Source organism: Curtobacterium sp. 458, from assembly GCF_030406605.1.
Lineage (GTDB): Bacteria > Actinomycetota > Actinomycetes > Actinomycetales > Microbacteriaceae > Curtobacterium.
In genome coordinates this window covers 304,407-323,466 of the sequence record NZ_CP129104.1, presented here as the reverse complement: position 1 = coordinate 323,466, position 19,060 = coordinate 304,407, and the positions used below count along the sequence as shown (strand labels likewise).

Genomic DNA, 19,060 nt, shown 5'->3' with positions numbered 1-19,060 from the left:
GGGCCTAGCCAACCTAACCCTGCACCGAATGGCGCTCTCCGCGCCGAAGTGAGAGGCAGCGCGCACCGCTGGCCGGCCGCTGGAAGGGTTGCTTTACCTGTCGAGGAGCCCTGCCACCGCTCGACAAAGTTATCCGAGCGTGACCAAACGTGCGCGCAACCGCTGTTCTTCACTGCTCCACAAGTGGGGTGTCGAGCCTCATTGCCCCAGCCACTATCTTGAGCAAAACCACAGTTTCGACATACGCTCAAGAGAGACCCTCCCCTCACCATGATCTCGAAGCAGACGCTCGCGTCGGCCGCACTCGGAGGGGCAGCTCTGCTCCTCCTCGCCGGCTGCAGCACGTCCTCCACCTCCAACGTCTCTGCAGGCAGCGTCGGCGAGACCTCGTCTACCTCCCCGACTCCCACGTCGACGACGGTCGCTGCCCTCCCCTTCAACGCCGGCGGGTACCTCGCCGGGAACGCGACGCCGAAGGTCGCCGTCGGAGACGCAGGGAAGGTCTCCGTCGTGGCCACCGCACCCCTCGAGAAGTCGGACGGCATGGGCAGTGGCACGCTGACGTTCGCTTTCCGGAACAACACCGCGGCTCCGATCTCCCACGTCGACTTCACCGGCACGGCATCGGCCGGCGGCAAGGTCGTCGCCAGCGGCTCGAGCCAGGACACGGTCCCGGCGCAGGTGAAGCCGGGAGAGGCCGGTTTCGGGTACCTCTACTTCGAAGACGTCTCGTCCGTACCGGAGTCCGGTGTGCAGTACGAGTTCAAGGCGTCGACGTCGCCCGCCGACACCTCCTCGTACAACTCGGCCCCGCTCAACGTCACGCAGGCCGACAACAACGGGACGTCGATCATCGGCACCGCCATGAACAAGACCGGCGAGGCCCTCACCGGTCCGTACTCAGTGGGGATCTACTGCTTCAGCGGTGACACCCTGACCTCGTCGACCACCGACTACGCCACGGAGTCCGGCGACATCGAGGCGGACGCGACCGTCTCATTCAGTCACGACCTGTACGACACACCGTGCGACACTTTCACCGTCGGAGTGTCGGGGTGGTTCAAGTGAAGCGACTGATCGCTCCCATCGCCCTGGCCGCTGTGCTGGTGCTCGCCGGATGCAGTGCGACGAACACTGCTGACGCATCGGCGGGGAAGACCAGCACTCCGACAAAGGCAGCCGCATCGACGCCGACGCCGGACCCGGTGGTGATTCCGGACCTCACCGGCAACTGGAAGCAGAACAATTCCGCAAGCGACGACGGTTGGATGACCGCCGCCATCTCCGACAACACCATCACGGCGAACTTCGTCACCGACAACGGCGACACCACCTCGCTGTTCTGGGTCGGCACGTTCACTCCGCCGACGGATGACAAGTCGCCGTACACCTGGACGTCGACTCGGGACACGGCTGCCACCGACTCGGCCCTGCTGGCATCGACGGACCCGTCGAAAGACTTCATCTACGAGGACGGGGAGATCAGCTTCCCCGTGAGTATCGCGGGCAGCTCCGCCACGGTTCGGCTGTCCAAGCAGTAGAGCGCGACTGGCGGTCGACCGTGGCGACGCTGGCTCTGTCAAGCAGGCGCCAGCTATTTCGCCGCGCGTTCATCGACGATATGAAGCGCCGTCCACCTTCGGGAGGGCGGCGCTTCTTCTCGTGCCGAACCCGCCTCGTTTTGCCGCCCACCGGCTGGTCGGAGCAAAGCTCCGATGCGAGAACCCAGCGGCCGGCGAGCGAGTTCCACCCGGGTAGTCGTAATGAGTGTTATCGGCGCCCTCCGCACGATGCGCGCTGATCGGGGGGCGAGCAAATCACAAACACGGACGGGCCGCCGGAGAGCGAGCTCTCGGAGAGATCCACGGCGCCCCACGCTGCGTCGAGGGCGATCACCATGTCACCGAACAGCGTGGCGACTTCCTCGACGAGTGCTCGGTCATCGATGACGCTACGACCCCACTTCTGCGTCAGCTCGTTTCCCGTGAGATGCCACTTGAATTCTCCGTCGACTGTGTCGCCGATGGCGCCGCCGCGTCCGGTCAGGAGGCGGAACTCGCCCATCTCCATCTCGGGTTTCATCTCGCGGAATGTCAGCCACTCGATGGGGAGACCCGTCGCAGCTACGACTGCCTCCAGTGACGGCTCGACCGCGATCCGCGCGGGGTCGCCTCCGACCTTCCGCGGTCGAAGCTGAGGGCGTGCGTCGAACGCGCGCGCGACGGCGAGCGCCCGCTCCAAGTCCATGTCTGCAACCGATTGGACCGTCAGACTGATCCACACACAGGAACCATCCACCGGTTCAGTCTTACAGGAGCAGATCACGGCTCCTGGTCGCCCCGAACTTGCGACACGAGCGGCGCACGGATCCGTCCCACTTGTGTGAGCATTCATCATTGGCTCAGGGGTGACAGCGAATCCGACGTCGTCGTCACCTCACACACGCCGTACGCGAACAGGGGAATCCATGACGATGCCATGCACAGCCGCCGCAACGGTGCGGCTCCAACTCGGCCTCATCGCAGACGACGTCGCCGGCATCGTCAAGCTGTACTGAGCAGGAGCAGACCATGCAGCGAACCCTCATCGCCATCATCGCGGCCGGCGTCTTCGCGCTCTGCCTCACCGGCTGTTCCAGCGCTTTCACCAGCGAAGGGTCCCGAGTGCAGCTGTACGACTCGGTTCCTGCCCTCGCCGGTGACAGCAGCATCGTCGTCGCCGGAACCGTCAGTAGCCAGGAGACCGTGTCCGACCTCTCCGAAGGCGGGGTGTTCACCCTCTCGACGTTCACCGTGACGAAGTCCGCGAAGACCGACAGCGCCCATCCCGACGGGTCCACCATCACCGTCCGGCAGATCGGTTCGCCGAAGACCTCCGGTCCGGCACCGTTCCTCGAGCAAGGGAAGTCGTACCTGCTGTACCTCCACCCGTCCGAACTGGAAGGTGAACTCGCCACCCACTTCTTCGTCACCGGCGGCAGCGCCGGAATCTACGAGATGCAGCAGAGCGACGCCGCCCGCAGCGCTGGCGGGGTCACCGAAGACACCGAGTTCACGAAGGCTCCCAGCGACGAAGGGGACGAGCTGCCCGAAGTGCTCACCCTCGACGAAGCGCTGCAGGGCTGAGCAAGACCACGATCGCTGCGGCAGCCTCCTCACGCGCGTCGATGGCCAGTGAGTGCCGTCGGGCCTGCCCCTGGCGAAGCGGCGTCCCAGGTGCTGCACTGGCATGCATGACCATCACCGTCGACGGCCCGGACACCAGTGCCCTCCGAGCCGTCGTCACGACCCTGTCGTCGTGGCAGCGAGACGCCCCAGTGCAACTGCACCCCGGCGACCTCGGGTGGGCCTGGCGGCACGGAGCCACATCGGTGGCGGCCGCCCTGCGGGTGTGGTCCGACGACGGCGTGGTCGTGGCGATCGGGTTCCTCGACGGTCCTTCGGTCCTCCGGATGACGGTCGCACCCGAGCGCTGGGCCGACCCCGGAGTCGCCCGCGTCATCTCCGAGGGTCTCTCCCGCGCAGATGACGAACGGTTCCCGGCCGGCGCGCTGTCGGTCGAGGTGCCCACCACGACGGCGGTCCACGAGCACCTCGCGTCGACCGGGTGGGCAGCCGGCGAAGCCTGGACGCCGCTCGCCCGCGACCTCTCCGATCCGGTCGACCTGCCGCTGCCGGGCTTCCACGCCGAGGTCGTGGACGCATCGAGTGTCGCCGACTTCACGGCCGTGCACCGATCCGCGTGGGGCAACGCGAGCTTCACTGCCGAGCGCTGGCAGACGATGGTCGGTGGGACGCCGTTCGACGCTGGCGTCTGCCTGCTCGGACGGGACGGCTCCGGCGCCCCCGTGGCCGGGGTGACGGTGTGGGGCGCGGGCAACGGCCGACCCGCGATCCTCGAGCCGATGGGCGTGCACGCGGACCACCGTGGCCGCGGGTTCGGGCGAGCGATCTGCACCGCGGCCGCCGCGGTGCTCCGGGAGCGCGGCGCCTCGATCGCGTGGGTGTGCACCCCGAGTTCGCTGCAGAGTGCGGTGGCGACCTACCGGTCGGCCGGCTTCTCGCCGCTGGAGGAGCGCTTCGATCGGGTGCGGCCGGTGTGAGGGGCAGGCCGCTCCGTCACGAGTGCGCCGGCGACGGACTGCCCGCCGCCGCCCGCAACGCCCCCACCTCCTCGCGCACGAACGGCCCGAGCGCCGCCCCCGCACCCGCGACCGTCCACCGCTCGAACCCATCCCAGTACCCCCGCACGGCCGTCCCGGCGAGCACCGTCGCCCGGTGCGCGGGCACACCGCGCTCCTGCAGTGCCGCCCCGAGCGCCTCGGTGACGACGTACCGCTTGTAGACGTACCGCTCCCGGAGTGCCTCGTGCGCCACCGTCAGCGCCGTGATCGCCGCGCCGATCGCCTGCTGCTCGGGCACGTGCGCGGCCACGAGGGCGTCGAGCACGTCGTCGACCACCTCCACGTCCGTGCGGTCGGCAGGGGCATCCCGCACGACGCGCGAGACGGTCTCGACCGTGGCCGCCTGCCCCTGGAAGAGGATCTCCCGCTTGTCGGGGAACTGTCGGAAGAGCGTCGCCTTCGTGAGCCCGGCCCGCTCGGCGATCTGCGCGGCGGTCGTGGCGTCGTAGCCCTGCTCAGCGAACAGGTCGAGCGCCGCTCGCAGGAGTCGTCCGCGGGGATCGGGTTGCCATCGTGCCACCGGCTCATGCTAGCCGATGCGACTCGGTCTCATCGGGTGTACCGTGACGATACCAAGTCTCATCACAAGGAGTCGCCATGCAGGTATTCATCACGGGAGCGTCCGGCTGGATCGGCAGCGCCCTCACCCGCGACCTCGTCGGTCAGGGCCACGAGGTCACAGGGCTCGCCCGCTCCGACGCCTCCGCCGAGCGCATCCGGTCGGCGGGTGCCCGTCCGGTCCGGGGCGACGTGGCCGACCACGCCCTGATCGTCGAGCAGGCCCGGCGTGCGGACGCGACGGCCCACCTGGCGTTCACGCTCGACTTCGACGCCTTCGACGAGACGATCGACAACGAGGTCGCCCTGCTCGCCGCCCTCGCCGATGCACTCGCGGACAGCGGCAAGGCCTTCTTCGCCGCGTCCGGCACACCGACGAACCCGACCGGGGTCGCCACGGAGGACGACGCGCTCGACCCCGACGGTCCCGCCGGGGCACGATCGCGGACCGCCGCCGCGGTCCTCGCGCTCGCGGACCGTGGCATCCGGTCGGGTCTCGTCCGGATGCCACGGACGGTGCACGGCGCAGGGGACCGCAACGGCCTCATCGCCTCGCTCGTGCAGCTCGACCGGCAGCTCGGCGTCGCCGCGTTCGTCGGTGACGGTGCGAACCGGTGGCCGGCCGTCCACGTCGAGGACGCGGCGCGACTCTTCCGGCTCGCCCTCGAGTCCGCGCCGCCGCGGTCGGTGCTGCACGCCGTCGCCGAGGAGGGGGTGCCGATGCGCGCCGTCGCCGAGTCCGTCAGCCGGCAGACCGGCCTGCCCGCGCAGGCGGTCGACCCCGCGACGCTCGGCGTCTTCGGCGCGCTCCTCGGCGGCGACCAGCCGGCGTCGAGTGCGCGCACGCGCGCGCTCCTCGGCTGGGAGCCGACGGGCCCGACGCTCCTCGAGGACCTGGACGCCGGGTACTACACGACGTCGGCCGACTGACCGACGCGGGTGCGGGGCACAGCCTGGAGGCCCGGATCACCGCAGCAGGTCTGCGTGCGGTGATCCGGGCCTCCCGTCCGTCAGCGCCGCTCGGCGGCCGCTGCGCGGCGCTCGTGCTCCGGCTCGACGATGGTGCGGACCGCCTCGGTCGAGATGCGCTCCGGCGCCGCCGGAGTGGCGCCGTGGTCGTCCGCGGACATCGTGCGCTCGTCGAAGGGCGCCGCGCCGGACAGCACCCGCTCGACCTGCTGCTTGTCGATCTGCCGGGTCCACGTGCCCACCAGCACGGTGGCGACGGCGTTGCCGGTGAAGTTCGTGAGCGCGCGGGCCTCGGACATGAACCGGTCGATGCCGACGATGAGCCCGACGCCGTTCACGAGGTCCGGCCGGTGCGCCTGCAGGCCGCCCGCGAGCGTCGCGAGGCCGGCGCCGGTGACGCCGGCGGCGCCCTTCGAGGCGATGATCATGAAGACCAGGAGCGAGATCTGCTCCGGGATGTTCAGCGGGGTGCCGAGCGCGTTCGCGATGAAGAGCGACGACATGGTGAGGTAGATCGCGGTGCCGTCGAGGTTGAACGAGTACCCGGTCGGGACCGTCACGCCGACGACCGGCTTCGAGACGCCGAGGTGCTCCATCTTCGCGATGAGGCGCGGCAGGCTGACCTCGCTCGAGGACGTCGAGACGATGAGCAGGTACTCGCGGCCGAGGTACTTCATGAGCCGGAAGATGTTGACCCCGGTGACGATGCGGAGCAGGACCCCGAGCACCCCGACGACGAAGACGATGCACGTGATGTAGAAGGCGACCATGAGCGTGCCGAGGGCCACGAGGGCAGCGACGCCGGTCGCGCCGACGACCGCGGCGATCGCACCGAAGGCGCCGACCGGGGCGACCCACATGACCATCGCGAGGATGCGGAACACGAGTGCCTGCAGGTGCCGGATGCCGGTCAGGATCGGCGCCCCCTTCTCGCCCATGGCCTGCAGGGCGAAGCCGACGAGCAGCGCGACGAACAGGGTCTGCAGGATGCTGCCGCTCGTGAGCGAGGACACCAGGGTGGCGGGGATGACGCCGAGCAGGAAGCCCGACGTCGACGACGCGCTCTCCTCCGAGCCGGCCGGCAGCTCGTACGTCGCCTTCGACATGTCGAGGTGATCGCCCGGGTGGATGAGGTTGCCGACGACGAGGCCGATCGCGAGCGCGAACGTCGACATCGCGACGAAGTAGCCGAGCGCCAGGCCGCCGACCTTGCCGACCGTCGCGGCCTTGGCGATGGACCCCACGCCGAGGACGATCGTGCAGAAGATCACCGGCGCGATCATCATCTTGATGAGGGCGATGAAGCCGTCGCCGATCGGCTTGAGGCCGACCGCGAAGGCCGGGGCCGCGAGACCGACCACGATGCCGGCGACCACCGCCACGATGACGGCGATGTACAGCCAGTGCGAGCGGTCCAGGCCGCGACGCCGCGTGGGGCGCGTGCTGGACGGGTGCGTCGATGCCATGAGACTTCCTTGTCGTCGGGACCGGCGCGTCGTCGCACCGGTCGGCTCGTCCTCTCGGGAGTGGGGACACCCTCGCCCTTCCGGACAGCGCACGTCGACTTGTGTTCATTGCGTTCACGGCCGTGCTGCGCGATCGGCCCGCGGTGCGCGAGGATGGGTCTTCCCGCAACGAGGCGAGGAGGGCAGGACAGTGGCACCGAGACGGTGGAGCATCGCCACACGGTTGTTCGCGCTGCAGCTCGTGTTCGTGGTCGTCGGGGTGGTGGTCGGCGGGGCCTGGAGCTGGTCGTCTGCGCGGGCCGACCTCGAGACCGATGCCGCAGAGAAGTCCGAGGCCGTAGCGGTCTCGATCGCCCGCAACCCGTTCGTCGTCGAACAGGCCACCACCGCCGACCCGTCGGAGCGGCTCGAGCCCTACGCCCTCGACCTCATGCGCCGCACCCACACCGACTTCATCACGATCATGGCGCCCGACCGCACCCGGTGGACCCACCCCGACCGTGCCGAGATCGGGCAGCCGTTCCGGGGCACGATCGCGCCCGCCCTCGCAGGGGACACCTTCACGGAGACGTTCACCGGGACCCTCGGCCCGTCGGTGCGTGCGGTCACACCGATCACCGACGGAGACGGTCGGGTCATCGGGCTCGTGGCCGCGGGGGTGACCGTCGCCAACATCTCGACGGCGCTGCTGCCGCGGCTGGTGTCCGTCGTGCTGCTGGCGCTCGCCGTCGTCGCGGTGTCGGCCCTGTTCTCGTGGTTGCTCAGCCGGTACCTCGGCCGGGTCACCGCTGGTCGCGGGCCCGAGGAGCTCGCGCGGGTGTTCGCGTCGTACGAGGGCGTCCTGCACTCGGTCCACGAGGGGCTCGTCGTCATCGACCGCTCGGGCGACGTCGTGCTGCACAACGACCGCGCCGCCGAGCTGCTGCACCTGCCGGCCCCGGTGGACGGCCAGCGACCGGTCCCGCTGGCGTCGCTCGACGTGCCCGAGGAGCTGCGGACCCTGCTCGCCTCGGGTGACCGTGCCGTCGACGAGACGTACGCGACCGCCGACCGGGTGCTCGTCGTCAACCAGGAGATGGCGTTCTCCCGCGGGTCCTCCCGCCCGCTCGGGACCGTCGCCACGATCCGGGACCAGACCGAGCTGCTGCACCTGTCAGGCGAGCTCGCGGCGACCCGGACCCTCACCGACGCACTGCGCTCGCAGACGCACGAGTTCGCGAACCGGATGCACGCCGTGGTCGCGCTCCTCGAGCTCGGGCGGGTGGACGAGGCGATCCGGTTCGCGTCCGACGAGCTCGACCGGCACGCGGATGCGCGCGGCGGTGCGGACCTGCGCGCGCCCGGCGGTGCCGCCGCCGAGGTGGGCGCGGACGTGGGCGCGCCCGGCGGTGCCGCCGCCGAGGCGGAGACCCCTGCCGACGTCATCGCGGCGGTGCTCGACGGCAAGCGAGCGCAGGCGCATGAACGCGGGGTGACCCTGACCGCGCGCACGAGCGGGCTCACGGCGCCCGTGGCGGCCGCACCCGGCGACGTCATCACCGTCCTCGGCAACCTCGTCGACAACGCCGTCGACGCGACCGCCGAGCGCCGCGGCACCGTGACCGTCACGGTGACCACCACCGGCGGCCACACCCGGTTCGTCGTCGAGGACGACGGCCCCGGCATCCCCGACCTCGACGCGGCCTACGGACGCGGATGGTCCACCAAGTCCGCGGGTCCGGAGGGGCGCGGCTTCGGCCTCGACCTGGTCCGGTCCGCCGTGGCGCGCATCGGCGGGGAGGTCACCGTCAGCACGGGTCCCGACGGCAGCAGGTTCGTGGTCGACCTCACACCGGGGCGGGTGCCCGCGTGACCGACACCGTCCGGGTCCTCATCGTCGAGGACGAACCCCTGACCGCCGAGGCGCACGCCGCGTACCTGGCGCGTCTCGACGGCTTCACGGTCGTCGGGTCGGCGGTGACCGGGCGCGCGATGCTGGCCGCCGTCGCCGCCGAGCAGCCGGACCTCGTCCTGCTCGACCTCAACCTGCCCGACGCCCACGGCCTGCAGCTCGTCCGTGCACTCCGCACCGCCGGGTCCGCCGTCGACGTCATCGCCGTGACCGCCGCCCACGACGCCCGCGGGGTGAAGAACGCGATCGCGCTCGGCGTCGTGCAGTACCTCGTCAAGCCCTTCAGCTACCGCACGTTCGCCGAGCGCCTGACCACCTACCGCGAGTTCCGGCGCGGGTTCGAGGACCGACGGTCCCTCACCCAGGCGGACATCGACCAGAGCCTCGGCTCGCTGCGTCCGACCGCGCCGCCGGACCACGAGAAGGGGGATCGCCCGGGAGACGCTCGACGCGGTCCGGGCGCACCTGACCCACACCGGCCAGGCTGTCTCGGCGTCCGAGGTCGCCGACGCGCTCGGGATCTCGCGGGTGACCGCACGCCGCTACCTGGAGCACCTCATCGGTGCGGGCCAGGCCGGCAAGGACGTTCGGCACAACGGCCCCGGCCGACCGGAGTACGCGTACCGCTGGCTCCGCTGACGACCCGCTCGTCCGACGTCGAGGAACACCGACACACCGTTGTCGCGTCGGTGTCGTCGACTGGACGCATGACGAACGACACGAACGACACGAGCCGCACCGCCCGCGACGCGCTGGACCGCTGGCTGACGATGTGGAACGGGGACGCCGCCATCGCCCGCGAGGTCTGCGCCGACGACTTCCGCATCCGCTTCGCGGTCACGGAACCCGACGGCTCCACCCCGGCCGACCGGATCCGGACGGCGGACGAGTTCGCCGCCTACCTCGAGTGGTGGCACGGACAGCACCCGGACGCAGTGTTCACCGCGATCGGCAGCGCGCTCGACGGTCCGCACGGGCGGCTGACCTGGGACATGGAGGAGGGCGCCGTCCACGTCGGTGGGGTCGACGTGTTCGACTTCGCCGAGGACGGGCTCGTGACGCGGGTGTGGTCCGCCGGCGGGCAGCGGAGCATGCGGGCGTGAGACGGTGGTCCCTGGCAGGGTGAGGGCGTGAAGCGGTCCGAGCGACACCACGCACTGATCGACCTGCTGCGCGCGTCGCGGCGTCCGTGGTCCGCGTCCCGGTTGGCGGCCGAGTTCGAGGTGTCCGCACGCACCGTCGAGCGGGACGTCGCTGCGCTGCAGGCCGCCGGTGTCCCGATCTACGCTGACACCGGCCGGAACGGCGGCTACTCGATCCTGGCGGAGTACTCGCTGCCGCCGCTGGGGTTGACCGGTGCCGAAGCGACCGCCGTCCTCGCGGGACTCTCGCTCCTCGAGTCGTCGCCGTTCGAGTCGGCCGCACGTCGGGCAGGCGCCAAGATCGGCGCGGTGGTCGACGACCGGCTCCGTGCATCGGTGCAGACCGTGCTCGGCGGGATGCACACCGTGGACCCCGCGATGGCGGCCACCGCCGGCGTCCGAGCCGCGATGCTCTCGGACGTCGTCGCCGCCAGGCGGGTGGTCCGGATCGAGTACCTCGGGTCGCATCCGGACGGCAGCACGGACGCCGGCTCGCGGACGGTCCGGGTCGTCGAGACGTTCGGCCTGCTCCGTGCGGCGGACGCCTGGTGGCTCGCGGGCTGGTGTCGTCTCCGGGACGGCGTCCGCGGCTTCCGGACCGATCGGATCATCGACCTCCAGGTGCTCGACGAGGTGGCGCCTCCCCGTGACCCGGCGGTGTGGGAGCGGGACCTCGCGCAGTGGCCGACGCGCGGGCTCGGCGCGCGGTACCGCGACGACTAAGCCCGGCGGGGATCCGGAGCGCCCGCGACCCGCGCCACGACCCCGGCGGTCGCGAGGTCGACTCGCGCACGGGCACGTCGTTCGTCGTCCCCGAAGCGGTCCACCGCCCACGACACGGCGGTCAGCAGCTCGAAGACCTCGGTCGCGGGCACGCCTGCTCCGATGTCGTTCCCGGAAGCAGCCCGGAGGAAGTCGGCCGTCCGGGCGGTGAGCCGCTCGCTGACCGGCTGCACCGGGTTGCCGTCCTCGTCCTTCGTGCGGGCGATGCACGTCGGGAGGTCCTGCCAGATCCGCAGGCGCCACGTCAGCTGGAACATCCACTCGCGGAGCGCCGCCACCGGCGCACGGCCTTCGAGCGCGAGCGACTCCGCGAGCAGCGCGTCGACGCTGTCCTCGACGACCGCGGCGAGGAGGTCGTCACGCGTCGGGAAGTTCCGGTACAGCGTCGCGTTCCCCACGCCCGCACGCACGGCGATGCCGTCCGTCGGCGCGTTGATCCCCTCGGACTCGAAGCAGGTCCGAGCCGCGTCGAGGATCGCGTCCCGGTTGCGTTTCGCGTCAGCGCGCACGAGGGCCTCCCAGATCGGTGTCGACAAAGTGGGGACTGTCCCCACATACTGGAACGGGGAGATTCCCCACTTCGATCAGATTACCGCAGGAGCACCATGGCCCAGCAGCTCGACCACCGCACTGTCCTCGTCACCGGAGCGAACGGAGGGCTCGGGGCCGAGTTCGTCCGCCAGGCCCTGGACCGGGGTGCCCGCCGCGTCTACGCAGCGGCGCGGACGCCGAAGGACTGGGATGACGAGCGGGTCGTCCCCCTCCGCCTCGACGTCACCGACCCGGAGTCGATCGCCGCAGCGGTCGCCGCGGCCCGCGACGTGGACCTCCTGGTCAACAACGCCGGCATCGCCCCCGCGTCCGACGCGAGCATCGCGAACCCGACGGAGGAGTCGCTCGATTCCGTCTTCGCGACGAACACACTCGGGCCGATCCGCGTCGCCGGGGCGTTCGCGCCCGTGCTCGCCGCGAACGGTGGCGGTGCCGTGCTGAACGTGCTGTCGCTCGCCGCGTGGATCCCCCTGTCGACCGTCTACGCGGCGTCGAAGGCCGCGGCGTGGTCCGCCACGAACGGGCTGCGTGTCGAACTCGCCGATCAGGGCACGACCGTCACCGGGCTCATCGTCGGCATGGTCGACACCGCGATGGGTGCCCGGTTCGACGTCCCGAAGTCGGATCCCGCCGACGTCGTCGCACAGGCCTACGACGGTGTGCTCTCCGGCGCGTCCGAAGTGCTGGCGGACGAGGACTCCCGCATGGTGAAGTCGCTGCTCTCGCGTCCGGCCGAGGAGCTCGCGGCCGTCACGAAGGCCGCGGCCCGCGCGGTGGTGAGCGGCTGACCGCGCGATCCGGCCACAGCCTGGAGGCACGACACGCGTCCGACGCGTGTCGTGCCTCCAGGCCGTTCCCCGGTCCGCCCCTGGCGGCGGCACGTCCGCCGTGGCTCAGCCGGGCGACGAGCCGTTCGACGCCGGACGCCACCCGAGTGCCGGGCCGAGGTGTTCGGCGATGTCGGTCACGATCTGGGCGGAGTCGTCGGCCTCGAAGGAGAACGGCAACGCGAAGGCGACCTCGGTCGCGACCTGGAAGCCGGCGTCCGCGCGCAGACGGTCCGCGATCTCCGCCGACGACCCGACGAGGTCGGCGGCGAACAGCAGCCCTGCCGGACCCTGGGGGACGCCGACGCGTGCGGACCGTGCCTCGGCGTACGCGCGGTAGCGGGCCTCCTGCTCGGGTGTGGCGCTGTCGGTCGGGACGACGACGAGGCCCTGCGACACGCGTGCGGCGGCGGGGTCCGGGTGGGCGTCGAGGTACGCCTCCACCTGGGCGCGCTGGTTCGTGGCGAAGTCGGTGCCGACCTCGCTCCGGGTCACGCTGGAGGTGAGCAGGTGGAAGCCGTTCCGGGCCGCCCAGACCGCGGACCGTGTGCTGCCGGTGCCGTACCAGAGCCGATCGACGAGGCCGGGGCTGTGCGGCTGGACGGTCGTGGCGAACTCCTCGAGGCCCCGGCGCTCGGCGTGGTCGACGACCGCGTCGCCACGGACGAGGTCGCGGAAGCGCAGGAGTCGGGCGTCGCCGAAGTCCTCCAGCTCCGCCGTGTCCGGGTGGATCGCGTCGCGGTACAGGTCGTAGTTCATGGGGGTGCCCGACGAGAACCCGGGGTTGAGCCGCCCGCCGAGGAGCACGTCGACGGTGCCGAGGTCCTCGGCGAGCCGGAACGGGTTCTCGGCGCCGATCGGTGTGACGGCCGTGCCGAGGTGGATGCGCGCGGTGCGCTGGGACGCGGCGGCGAGGAGCGCGACGGGGGAGGAGATGCCGTGCTGCAGGTGGCGGTGCCGCAGCCACGCACTGTCGTAGCCGAGGGACTCCGCTCGCTCGATGACGCGGAGGGTCTCCTCGTGCCCGCGCCCCGGGTGTGCGGGGTCGAAGGTGCCGATCGTGAGGAAGCCGAGTCGTGCGAGGGGCTGACCGTCGTGGGGCATGGGTCGATCGTCGCAGACACGGCGACACTGCACCGGGCGGACGGTGTGGCCCCCGTTCTGGGTAGACAGATCGGTTTGTCCGCCGTTCGGTGGACCGCTAGAGTCGTGACCAGACGAACCGCACCCGACCGGTCCGACCCGAACGCACCGGGGTTCGTCATCGCGATGCCGTCCCGGCCCTCGAGCCACCCTGCTCGGGCCGGGACGCCGCTCGCTCCATCCCGACCGGACCTGAACGATCGCACGGGTAGGATCGCGGGGTGCCGGACGGCCCACCGCACGGGTGGCGCAGCTCGTCGGCCACGGAAGGATCGTCGCGTGCCGGACCTGCCCATCGCGTTCGAGATCGGGTCGATGGTCGTCGTCGTCGCGATCCTGCTCGCCGACCTCGTGATCGTCTCGCGTCGTTCACACGAACCGACCATGCGGGAGTCCGGACTCTGGGTCGGGTTCTACGTCGGCCTGGCGCTCCTGTTCGCCCTCGCGATGCTGGTGTTCGCCGGCGGTGACGCCTCGGGGCAGTTCCTCGCGGGCTGGCTGACCGAGTACAGCCTGAGCATCGACAACCTGTTCGTCTTCGTCATCATCATGGCGCGGTTCGCGGTGCCGAAGCCGATCCAGCAGGCGGTGCTCATGATGGGCATCATCATCGCGCTCGTGCTGCGCGGCGTCTTCATCCTGCTCGGCGCGCGGCTCATCGAGGACTTCTCCTGGATCTTCTACCTCTTCGGTGCGTGGCTGATCTGGACCGCGATCCAGCAGGTGCGCGAGGACCACGACGGCGAGGAGCAGGAGGACAGTTTCATCGTGCGGCTGCTGCGCCGCCGCGTCCGCGTCACCGACACGTACGACGGGATCCGGCTCCGGACGCACGTCGACGGGCAGCGACACTTCACGCCGATGCTCGTGGTGCTCGTCGCGATCGGCACCACCGACCTGCTGTTCGCGCTCGACTCGATCCCCGCGATCTTCGGCATCACGGAGAGTGCCTTCATCGTGTTCACCGCGAACGTGTTCGCGCTCATGGGGCTGCGGCAGCTGTACTTCCTGCTCGGTGGGCTGCTCGAGCGTCTCATCTACCTCAAGTACGGGATCGCCCTGATCCTGGCGTTCATCGGCGTGAAGCTCGTGCTGCACGCCCTGCACGAGAACGAGCTGCCCTTCCTGAACGGCGGGCAGCACGTCGAGTGGGCGCCGGAGATCGGGACGTGGACGTCACTCGCGGTGATCGTCGTCGCGATCGGTGGTGCGACCCTCGCGAGCCTCGTACGGATGCGGCACGAGCCCGTCGACCGCCGTCCCGTCGAGCGCTGACGCCGTCGTCGGTCCGGTCCGGGGCGTCGGCCGCCCGAGGCCGAGTGCGACGACCGCCACGAGGTTGACCGCGCTGCCGACGAGGAACCCGGTGCTGCCCGCTGCGACACCGGTCGCGGGGGCGAGGGCGGCCATGAGCACCACGCCGACGACGAAGCCGCTGACCGACGCGAGCGCCACCTGCCGTGACCGTCCCGCGGCGAGCAGCAGGGCCGCGGGGACGAGCGACATCGTGAACACCCACACGCCGAGCACGAGGTACCGGAGGTCGGCGACCGCGGCCACGCCCTCGTCCGGGTAGAACAGCGGCAGGAACCAGTCCGCGAGCAGCGCCACCAGGCCGAAGACCACGGCGGTCCCGGCGGCGAAGCCGGTGACGAACCGCAGCGTCCCCGGCGTCCGGAGGGACGACGCCTCGCCGCGGTGTGCGAACGCCGGGACGACGACCTGCGCCACCGCCTGGCCGACCATCGACGCGGGCGTCGCGAGCGAGAAGGCCGCCGCGTACACCCCGGCGTCGTGCGCCGAGGCGGTCACCCGCGCGCTGATCATGGCGAGCTGCAGCAGTCCGTTCGTGGTGAGGCCGGCGAGCACGTTCCAGGCCGCGAACCCCAGGACCCCGCGGGTCGGCTCGGGTGCGGTCGCGTCGCCGGCCGTGCCCCGTGGCCAGCACGCCACCGCGAACACCGTGTACCCGATGCCGAGCGGCAGGAGCACGAACGGTTCCGCTCGGGTGACGCACGCCAGTACCAGCAGGCCGAGGGTCAGCAGGCTCGTCAGACCGTCCCACACGGCGACCCGTCGGGCCCGGTCGTACCCGAGCTGCGCCCCGCGGGTGTAGGCGTAGAGGCCGTAGCCCACGACGACCGAGACGCCGCCGAGGACCGTCCACGGGCCGTTGCCCCACGCGACGGCAACCGGGACCGTGAGCGCGGCGAGCACCACCGACGAGACGAGCATCGACGCACCGAGGCGCCGGTTGACCGCGGCGTCGGACCGACCGGCGCGCATCGCGATCGCCAGGGAACGGGCCGCCGTGTTGCCGGCGGCGGACGGCCAGAGCAGGGCGGCGAACACCCCGAGCGACAGGAGCGCCGACGACTGGCCGAGGACCTCGGTGCCGAACACCCGGCCGATCACGACGGTGACGAGCAGCTTCGTCGCGCCCTGGACGCCGATGCCGACGGTGGAGAGGAGCGCCGAGGACGCGACGCCGGCCCGCGGACCCGCTGCCGCCGTGGTCGGTTCGCTGCTCACGAGTACTGGAGCGTACCGCCCGCTCCCCGTGCGTCAGTGTCGACGACGACTGGACAGCAGTCCGCCGATCACGACGGCCGCAGCCACGCAGAAGATGATGAGCGTCGGGACGTCGAAGCCGTCCAGGTTCATGGTGTGTCCTCCAGGTCGAACCCGACGGTAGGCCGACGATCCTGTGGTTGTCGGGTGCTCCTGGTGTCGAGCCTGAGCACCCACCGAGGGTCGCGGGCCGGCGGTCAGTCGTCCGTGTCGACCGTGTTCGTGACGACGGCACCCGATCCGGCGTCGATCCGGACGCTGTGCTTCGTGCCGTCGCTGCCTCGGACGTCGGCTTCCCAGACGACCGCGCCCCGGTGGTCGTCCAGCCCGAGCTCGGTGACCGTGCCCGGCGCGACGTCGACGACCTTCGCGGCGGCCTCGGTGACGTCGAGGTCGGCGGCGTCCACGAACCGGCGGTTCTCGGCGACGTCGTCGGCATCGGTCGCATCGGCCGTCGGGCCGGCCGTGACGCGCGAACCGGCGGCGTCGGTGTGCACCGCGTGCTCGCCGCCGTCGCGGTCGACGACCGTGACCTCCCACGAGGAGCCGCCGGCCTCCTGCTCGACTGCGATCACCGTGCCCGAGGCGACCGCGTCGCGTGCGGTCGACACGGCGGCGCGCAGAGCCGACCCGTCGGCTGTCGCCGAGCCCGACGGTGCCGACGAGCGCTCGGCGGTCGCCGAGGACCCGGTGCCGGACCCGTCGGAGTTGCTCGACGAACCCGAGCCCGAACCCGAGCCCGAGCCGGTGTCCGAGGAACCGGTGGACCCGGTGGAGCACCCGGCGAGCGCGAGGACGAGCGCGAGGGGGACCGCGGCGACGAGGGCGGTGCGGCGGGCGGTGGCGGGGAAGCGTGTCGTGTCCATGCCGAGAGTGTGTCGAGCGGGTGCTGAAGCCACCCTGAAGCGGCCTGGGACGCGGCCCGGAGCGGTGCCCTCAGTCGGTCGCGGCAAGTCGGATCGCGAACCGCGCCCCGCCACCGGGCGCGTCCGACACCGCCACGCTCCCGCCGTGCGCCCGGACGACGTCGTGCACGATCGCCAGCCCGAGCCCCGATCCGCCGGCGTCCCGGGCACGTCCTTCGTCGAGCCGGACGAACCGCTCGAACACCCGCTCGCGCTGGTCGGCAGGGACCCCGGAGCCGTCGTCGTCCACCGTCAACTCGACCACGTCGCCGCGGCGCTGCAGACCGAGGACGACACGGGACCGAGCGTGCCGAGCGGCGTTGTCGACGAGGTTCCGCACCACCCGTCCGAGCAGCACCGCGTCGCCGGACGCCCGCGCCGCCCCCTCCGAACCAGCGTCGACCGTGACGCCGAGGCCACGGAGCCGTGCCGCCTCGGCGAGCACGACGTCGTCGAGGTCCACGGCCGTGTCCCGTTCCACCCCGCGCTCGTCCACCCGGGTGAGCAGCAGGAGCGAGGTGACGAGGTCCTCCAGACGGGCGCCCTCGTCGAGCACGACGCCGGCGAGTTCGTCGGTGTCCGTGACCTCCGGGTGCGCACGGGCGAGCTCGGCGTGCTGCCGGATCGTCGCGAGCGGGGACCGCAGTTCGTGCGAGGCATCGGCGACGAACCGGCGCTGGACCTCCTGCGAGCGCTCGAGTCGGCCGAGCATGCGGTTCATCGTGGCGGCGAGCCGGTCGACCTCGTCGCCGCTGCCGGGTTCGGCGACCCGGGCGTCCAGGGTGGCTGCCGCGATCGAGTCCACCTCGCGGCGCATCCGGTCGACGGGTCGCAGGGCACGCCCGACCACGACCCAGGTCACCCCGGCCATGAGGAGCACCGCGACGGGCACGGCGACGGCGAGCAGCACCGAGACCTCCGCGGTCGCGGCGTCGGCGTCGGCGAGTGACGCCCCGACGACGAGGGTCGCCTCACCGCCGCCCGGCAGGTCGACGTCGTCGGTGCTGAGCAGCCAGGACTCGCCGTCGTGCCGGTACCGCGACCCGTCGGTCGTGGGGAGCGTCGGGTCGTCCGCGTCGTCGCCGTGGGCGAGCACCCGCCCGTCGGTGACGACCTGCACGAGCAGGTCGTCGTCCTGGTCGGCCACGACGGACGGTCCGTCGGCCTCGATCCGGGCGGCGAGGGTGTCGAGGGTCTGTTCCGCGGTCGTCTGCACGCCGCCGACGAGCGAGGACCGGAGCACCCAGACGAACGCCACGGCGCCGACGACCAGGGCGACCGCGATCACCGCCGCGGCACCCGCCGTCGCACGGGCCCTGATGCTCGCAGGACGGCGACGTGGACGAGCGGGAGCAGCCAGCCCGCCGGAGCGCTCAGCCACCGTCGGCGTCGAGGCGGTACCCGGCCCCGCGGACGGTCTCGATCGCGGCCCGTCCGAACGGCCGGTCGACCTTCCTCCGGAGGTGTCCGACGTACACCTCGACGATGTTCGGGTCACCCTCGAACGCCTCGTCCCAGACACCCGCGATGACGTCCGACTTCGAGCGGACCTGCCCCGCGTGCCGCATGAGGTACTCGAGCACGGTGAACTCCCGACTCGTGAGGTCGAGCAGTTGCTCGCCGCGCCAGGCCCGTCGCTCGGCGGGGTCGAGCCGGAGGTCGCCGGCGGACAACACGGTCGGCCGCTCCCGCGAGCCGCGCCGGGCCAGCGCGCGCAGCCGGGCGACGAGCACCGGGTAGGAGAACGGCTTCGTCACGTAGTCGTCGGCGCCACCGTCGAGCGCGTCGACCTGGTCCCACTCGCCGTCCTTGGCGGTGAGCATGAGCACGGGCGTCCAGTTCCCCTCGGCCCGCAGGGTCTCGCAGACCTTCCACCCGCTCATGCCCGGCATCATGAGGTCGAGCAGGATCGCGTCGTAGGGGTGCTCCCGGGCGTACCAGAGGCCGTCGACCCCGTCGTGGGCGACGTCGACCGCGAAGCCCTCGGCCTCGAGCCCTCGGCGGATGCCGTCGGCGAGCCGGACCTCGTCGTCGACCACGAGTACGCGCACGCCGTCAGCCTGTCGGAGC

General features: G+C 71.6%; 20 protein-coding genes and 1 pseudogene. 12 read left to right on the top strand and 9 right to left on the bottom strand.

The features are described from left to right. Positions 1 to 270: 270 nt before the first annotated feature. Both QPJ90_RS01495 and QPJ90_RS01490 read left to right on the top strand, forming a co-directional pair. Positions 271 to 1,068, top strand: coding sequence for a hypothetical protein (locus QPJ90_RS01495; RefSeq protein ID WP_290132707.1), 798 nt, complete (start codon positions 271 to 273; stop codon positions 1,066 to 1,068). Next, on the top strand, positions 1,065 to 1,541 hold the full coding sequence (locus QPJ90_RS01490) for a hypothetical protein (protein WP_290132706.1): 477 nt from the start codon (positions 1,065 to 1,067) through the stop codon (positions 1,539 to 1,541). Before QPJ90_RS01495 ends, QPJ90_RS01490 begins: the two co-directional genes overlap by 4 nt. Positions 1,542 to 1,770: 229 nt before the next feature. On the opposite strand, the gene QPJ90_RS01485 is transcribed toward QPJ90_RS01490, so the two are convergent. After that, complete coding sequence (locus QPJ90_RS01485; protein WP_290132705.1) at positions 1,771 to 2,247, bottom strand: hypothetical protein; 477 nt, start codon at positions 2,245 to 2,247, stop codon at positions 1,771 to 1,773. A gap of 323 nt (positions 2,248 to 2,570) precedes the next feature. Here QPJ90_RS01485 and QPJ90_RS01480 point away from each other — a divergent pair, with 323 nt between their 5' ends. After that, positions 2,571 to 3,125, top strand: a complete 555-nt coding sequence (locus QPJ90_RS01480) for a hypothetical protein (RefSeq protein ID WP_290132704.1) — start codon at positions 2,571 to 2,573, stop codon at positions 3,123 to 3,125. 107 nt (positions 3,126 to 3,232) lie between these two features. Further along, positions 3,233 to 4,102: a GNAT family N-acetyltransferase gene (locus QPJ90_RS01475; RefSeq protein WP_290132703.1), complete on the top strand. Its 870-nt coding sequence runs from the start codon at positions 3,233 to 3,235 to the stop codon at positions 4,100 to 4,102. 16 nt (positions 4,103 to 4,118) lie between these two features. Here the strand turns inward: QPJ90_RS01475 and QPJ90_RS01470 are convergent, their stop codons facing one another. Continuing rightward, a complete protein-coding gene (locus tag QPJ90_RS01470) occupies positions 4,119 to 4,703 on the bottom strand; it encodes a TetR/AcrR family transcriptional regulator (protein ID WP_290132702.1) in 585 nt (194 codons plus the stop codon). Between the two features lie 77 nt (positions 4,704 to 4,780). On the opposite strand from QPJ90_RS01470, the gene QPJ90_RS01465 reads away from it, so the two are divergent. After that, the gene (locus tag QPJ90_RS01465; protein ID WP_290132701.1) at positions 4,781 to 5,671 is read left to right on the top strand and encodes an SDR family oxidoreductase; all 891 of its coding nucleotides are present in this window, start codon (positions 4,781 to 4,783) and stop codon (positions 5,669 to 5,671) included. A gap of 80 nt (positions 5,672 to 5,751) precedes the next feature. On the opposite strand, the gene QPJ90_RS01460 is transcribed toward QPJ90_RS01465, so the two are convergent. Continuing rightward, entirely contained in the window at positions 5,752 to 7,176 is a 1,425-nt protein-coding gene (locus QPJ90_RS01460; RefSeq protein ID WP_290132700.1) for a cation:dicarboxylase symporter family transporter, read from the bottom strand. A gap of 190 nt (positions 7,177 to 7,366) precedes the next feature. On the opposite strand from QPJ90_RS01460, the gene QPJ90_RS01455 reads away from it, so the two are divergent. The 5 genes and pseudogenes from QPJ90_RS01455 to QPJ90_RS01435 all read left to right on the top strand — a co-directional run bounded on the left by QPJ90_RS01455 (position 7,367) and on the right by QPJ90_RS01435 (position 10,932). Then, complete coding sequence (locus QPJ90_RS01455; protein ID WP_290132699.1) at positions 7,367 to 9,028, top strand: ATP-binding protein; 1,662 nt, start codon at positions 7,367 to 7,369, stop codon at positions 9,026 to 9,028. Further along, positions 9,025 to 9,315 (top strand): annotated as a pseudogene (locus tag QPJ90_RS01450) (response regulator); the annotation flags it as partial. The gene QPJ90_RS01455 and the pseudogene QPJ90_RS01450, both read left to right, overlap by 4 nt. A gap of 181 nt (positions 9,316 to 9,496) precedes the next feature. Continuing rightward, a complete protein-coding gene (locus tag QPJ90_RS01445; RefSeq protein ID WP_354670498.1) occupies positions 9,497 to 9,706 on the top strand; it encodes a helix-turn-helix domain-containing protein in 210 nt (69 codons plus the stop codon). Between the two features lie 68 nt (positions 9,707 to 9,774). Beyond that, positions 9,775 to 10,170, top strand: a complete 396-nt coding sequence (locus tag QPJ90_RS01440; protein ID WP_354670497.1) for a nuclear transport factor 2 family protein — start codon at positions 9,775 to 9,777, stop codon at positions 10,168 to 10,170. A 27-nt stretch (positions 10,171 to 10,197) separates the two neighbouring features. Further along, positions 10,198 to 10,932, top strand: a complete 735-nt coding sequence (locus tag QPJ90_RS01435; protein WP_290132698.1) for a YafY family protein — start codon at positions 10,198 to 10,200, stop codon at positions 10,930 to 10,932. On the opposite strand, the gene QPJ90_RS01430 is transcribed toward QPJ90_RS01435, so the two are convergent. Next, positions 10,929 to 11,528, bottom strand: coding sequence for a TetR/AcrR family transcriptional regulator (locus QPJ90_RS01430; RefSeq protein ID WP_290132697.1), 600 nt, complete (start codon positions 11,526 to 11,528; stop codon positions 10,929 to 10,931). The genes QPJ90_RS01435 and QPJ90_RS01430 overlap by 4 nt on opposite strands. 69 nt (positions 11,529 to 11,597) lie before the next feature. On the opposite strand from QPJ90_RS01430, the gene QPJ90_RS01425 reads away from it, so the two are divergent. After that, positions 11,598 to 12,332, top strand: a complete 735-nt coding sequence (locus QPJ90_RS01425; RefSeq protein WP_290132696.1) for an SDR family oxidoreductase — start codon at positions 11,598 to 11,600, stop codon at positions 12,330 to 12,332. A gap of 105 nt (positions 12,333 to 12,437) precedes the next feature. Here the strand turns inward: QPJ90_RS01425 and QPJ90_RS01420 are convergent, their stop codons facing one another. Continuing rightward, positions 12,438 to 13,475, bottom strand: a complete 1,038-nt coding sequence (locus tag QPJ90_RS01420; protein ID WP_290132695.1) for an LLM class flavin-dependent oxidoreductase — start codon at positions 13,473 to 13,475, stop codon at positions 12,438 to 12,440. Positions 13,476 to 13,793: 318 nt separating this feature from the next. Between QPJ90_RS01420 and QPJ90_RS01415 the strand changes: the two genes are divergently transcribed. Then, on the top strand, positions 13,794 to 14,789 hold the full coding sequence (locus QPJ90_RS01415; RefSeq protein WP_290132694.1) for a TerC/Alx family metal homeostasis membrane protein: 996 nt from the start codon (positions 13,794 to 13,796) through the stop codon (positions 14,787 to 14,789). Here the strand turns inward: QPJ90_RS01415 and QPJ90_RS01410 are convergent. The 4 genes from QPJ90_RS01410 to QPJ90_RS01395 form a co-directional block, all read right to left on the bottom strand. Next, entirely contained in the window at positions 14,691 to 16,046 is a 1,356-nt protein-coding gene (locus QPJ90_RS01410; RefSeq protein ID WP_290132693.1) for a hypothetical protein, read from the bottom strand. The genes QPJ90_RS01415 and QPJ90_RS01410 overlap by 99 nt on opposite strands. A gap of 236 nt (positions 16,047 to 16,282) precedes the next feature. Further along, positions 16,283 to 16,951 carry a PepSY domain-containing protein gene (locus QPJ90_RS01405; RefSeq protein ID WP_290132692.1) on the bottom strand — a complete coding sequence of 223 codons (669 nt, stop codon included), beginning with the start codon at positions 16,949 to 16,951 and terminating at the stop codon, positions 16,283 to 16,285. Positions 16,952 to 17,021: 70 nt separating this feature from the next. Then, a complete protein-coding gene (locus tag QPJ90_RS01400; protein ID WP_290132691.1) occupies positions 17,022 to 18,278 on the bottom strand; it encodes a HAMP domain-containing sensor histidine kinase in 1,257 nt (418 codons plus the stop codon). A gap of 85 nt (positions 18,279 to 18,363) precedes the next feature. Continuing rightward, positions 18,364 to 19,041, bottom strand: coding sequence for a response regulator transcription factor (locus tag QPJ90_RS01395; protein WP_290132690.1), 678 nt, complete (start codon positions 19,039 to 19,041; stop codon positions 18,364 to 18,366). Between the last annotated feature and the right edge of the window lie 19 nt (positions 19,042 to 19,060).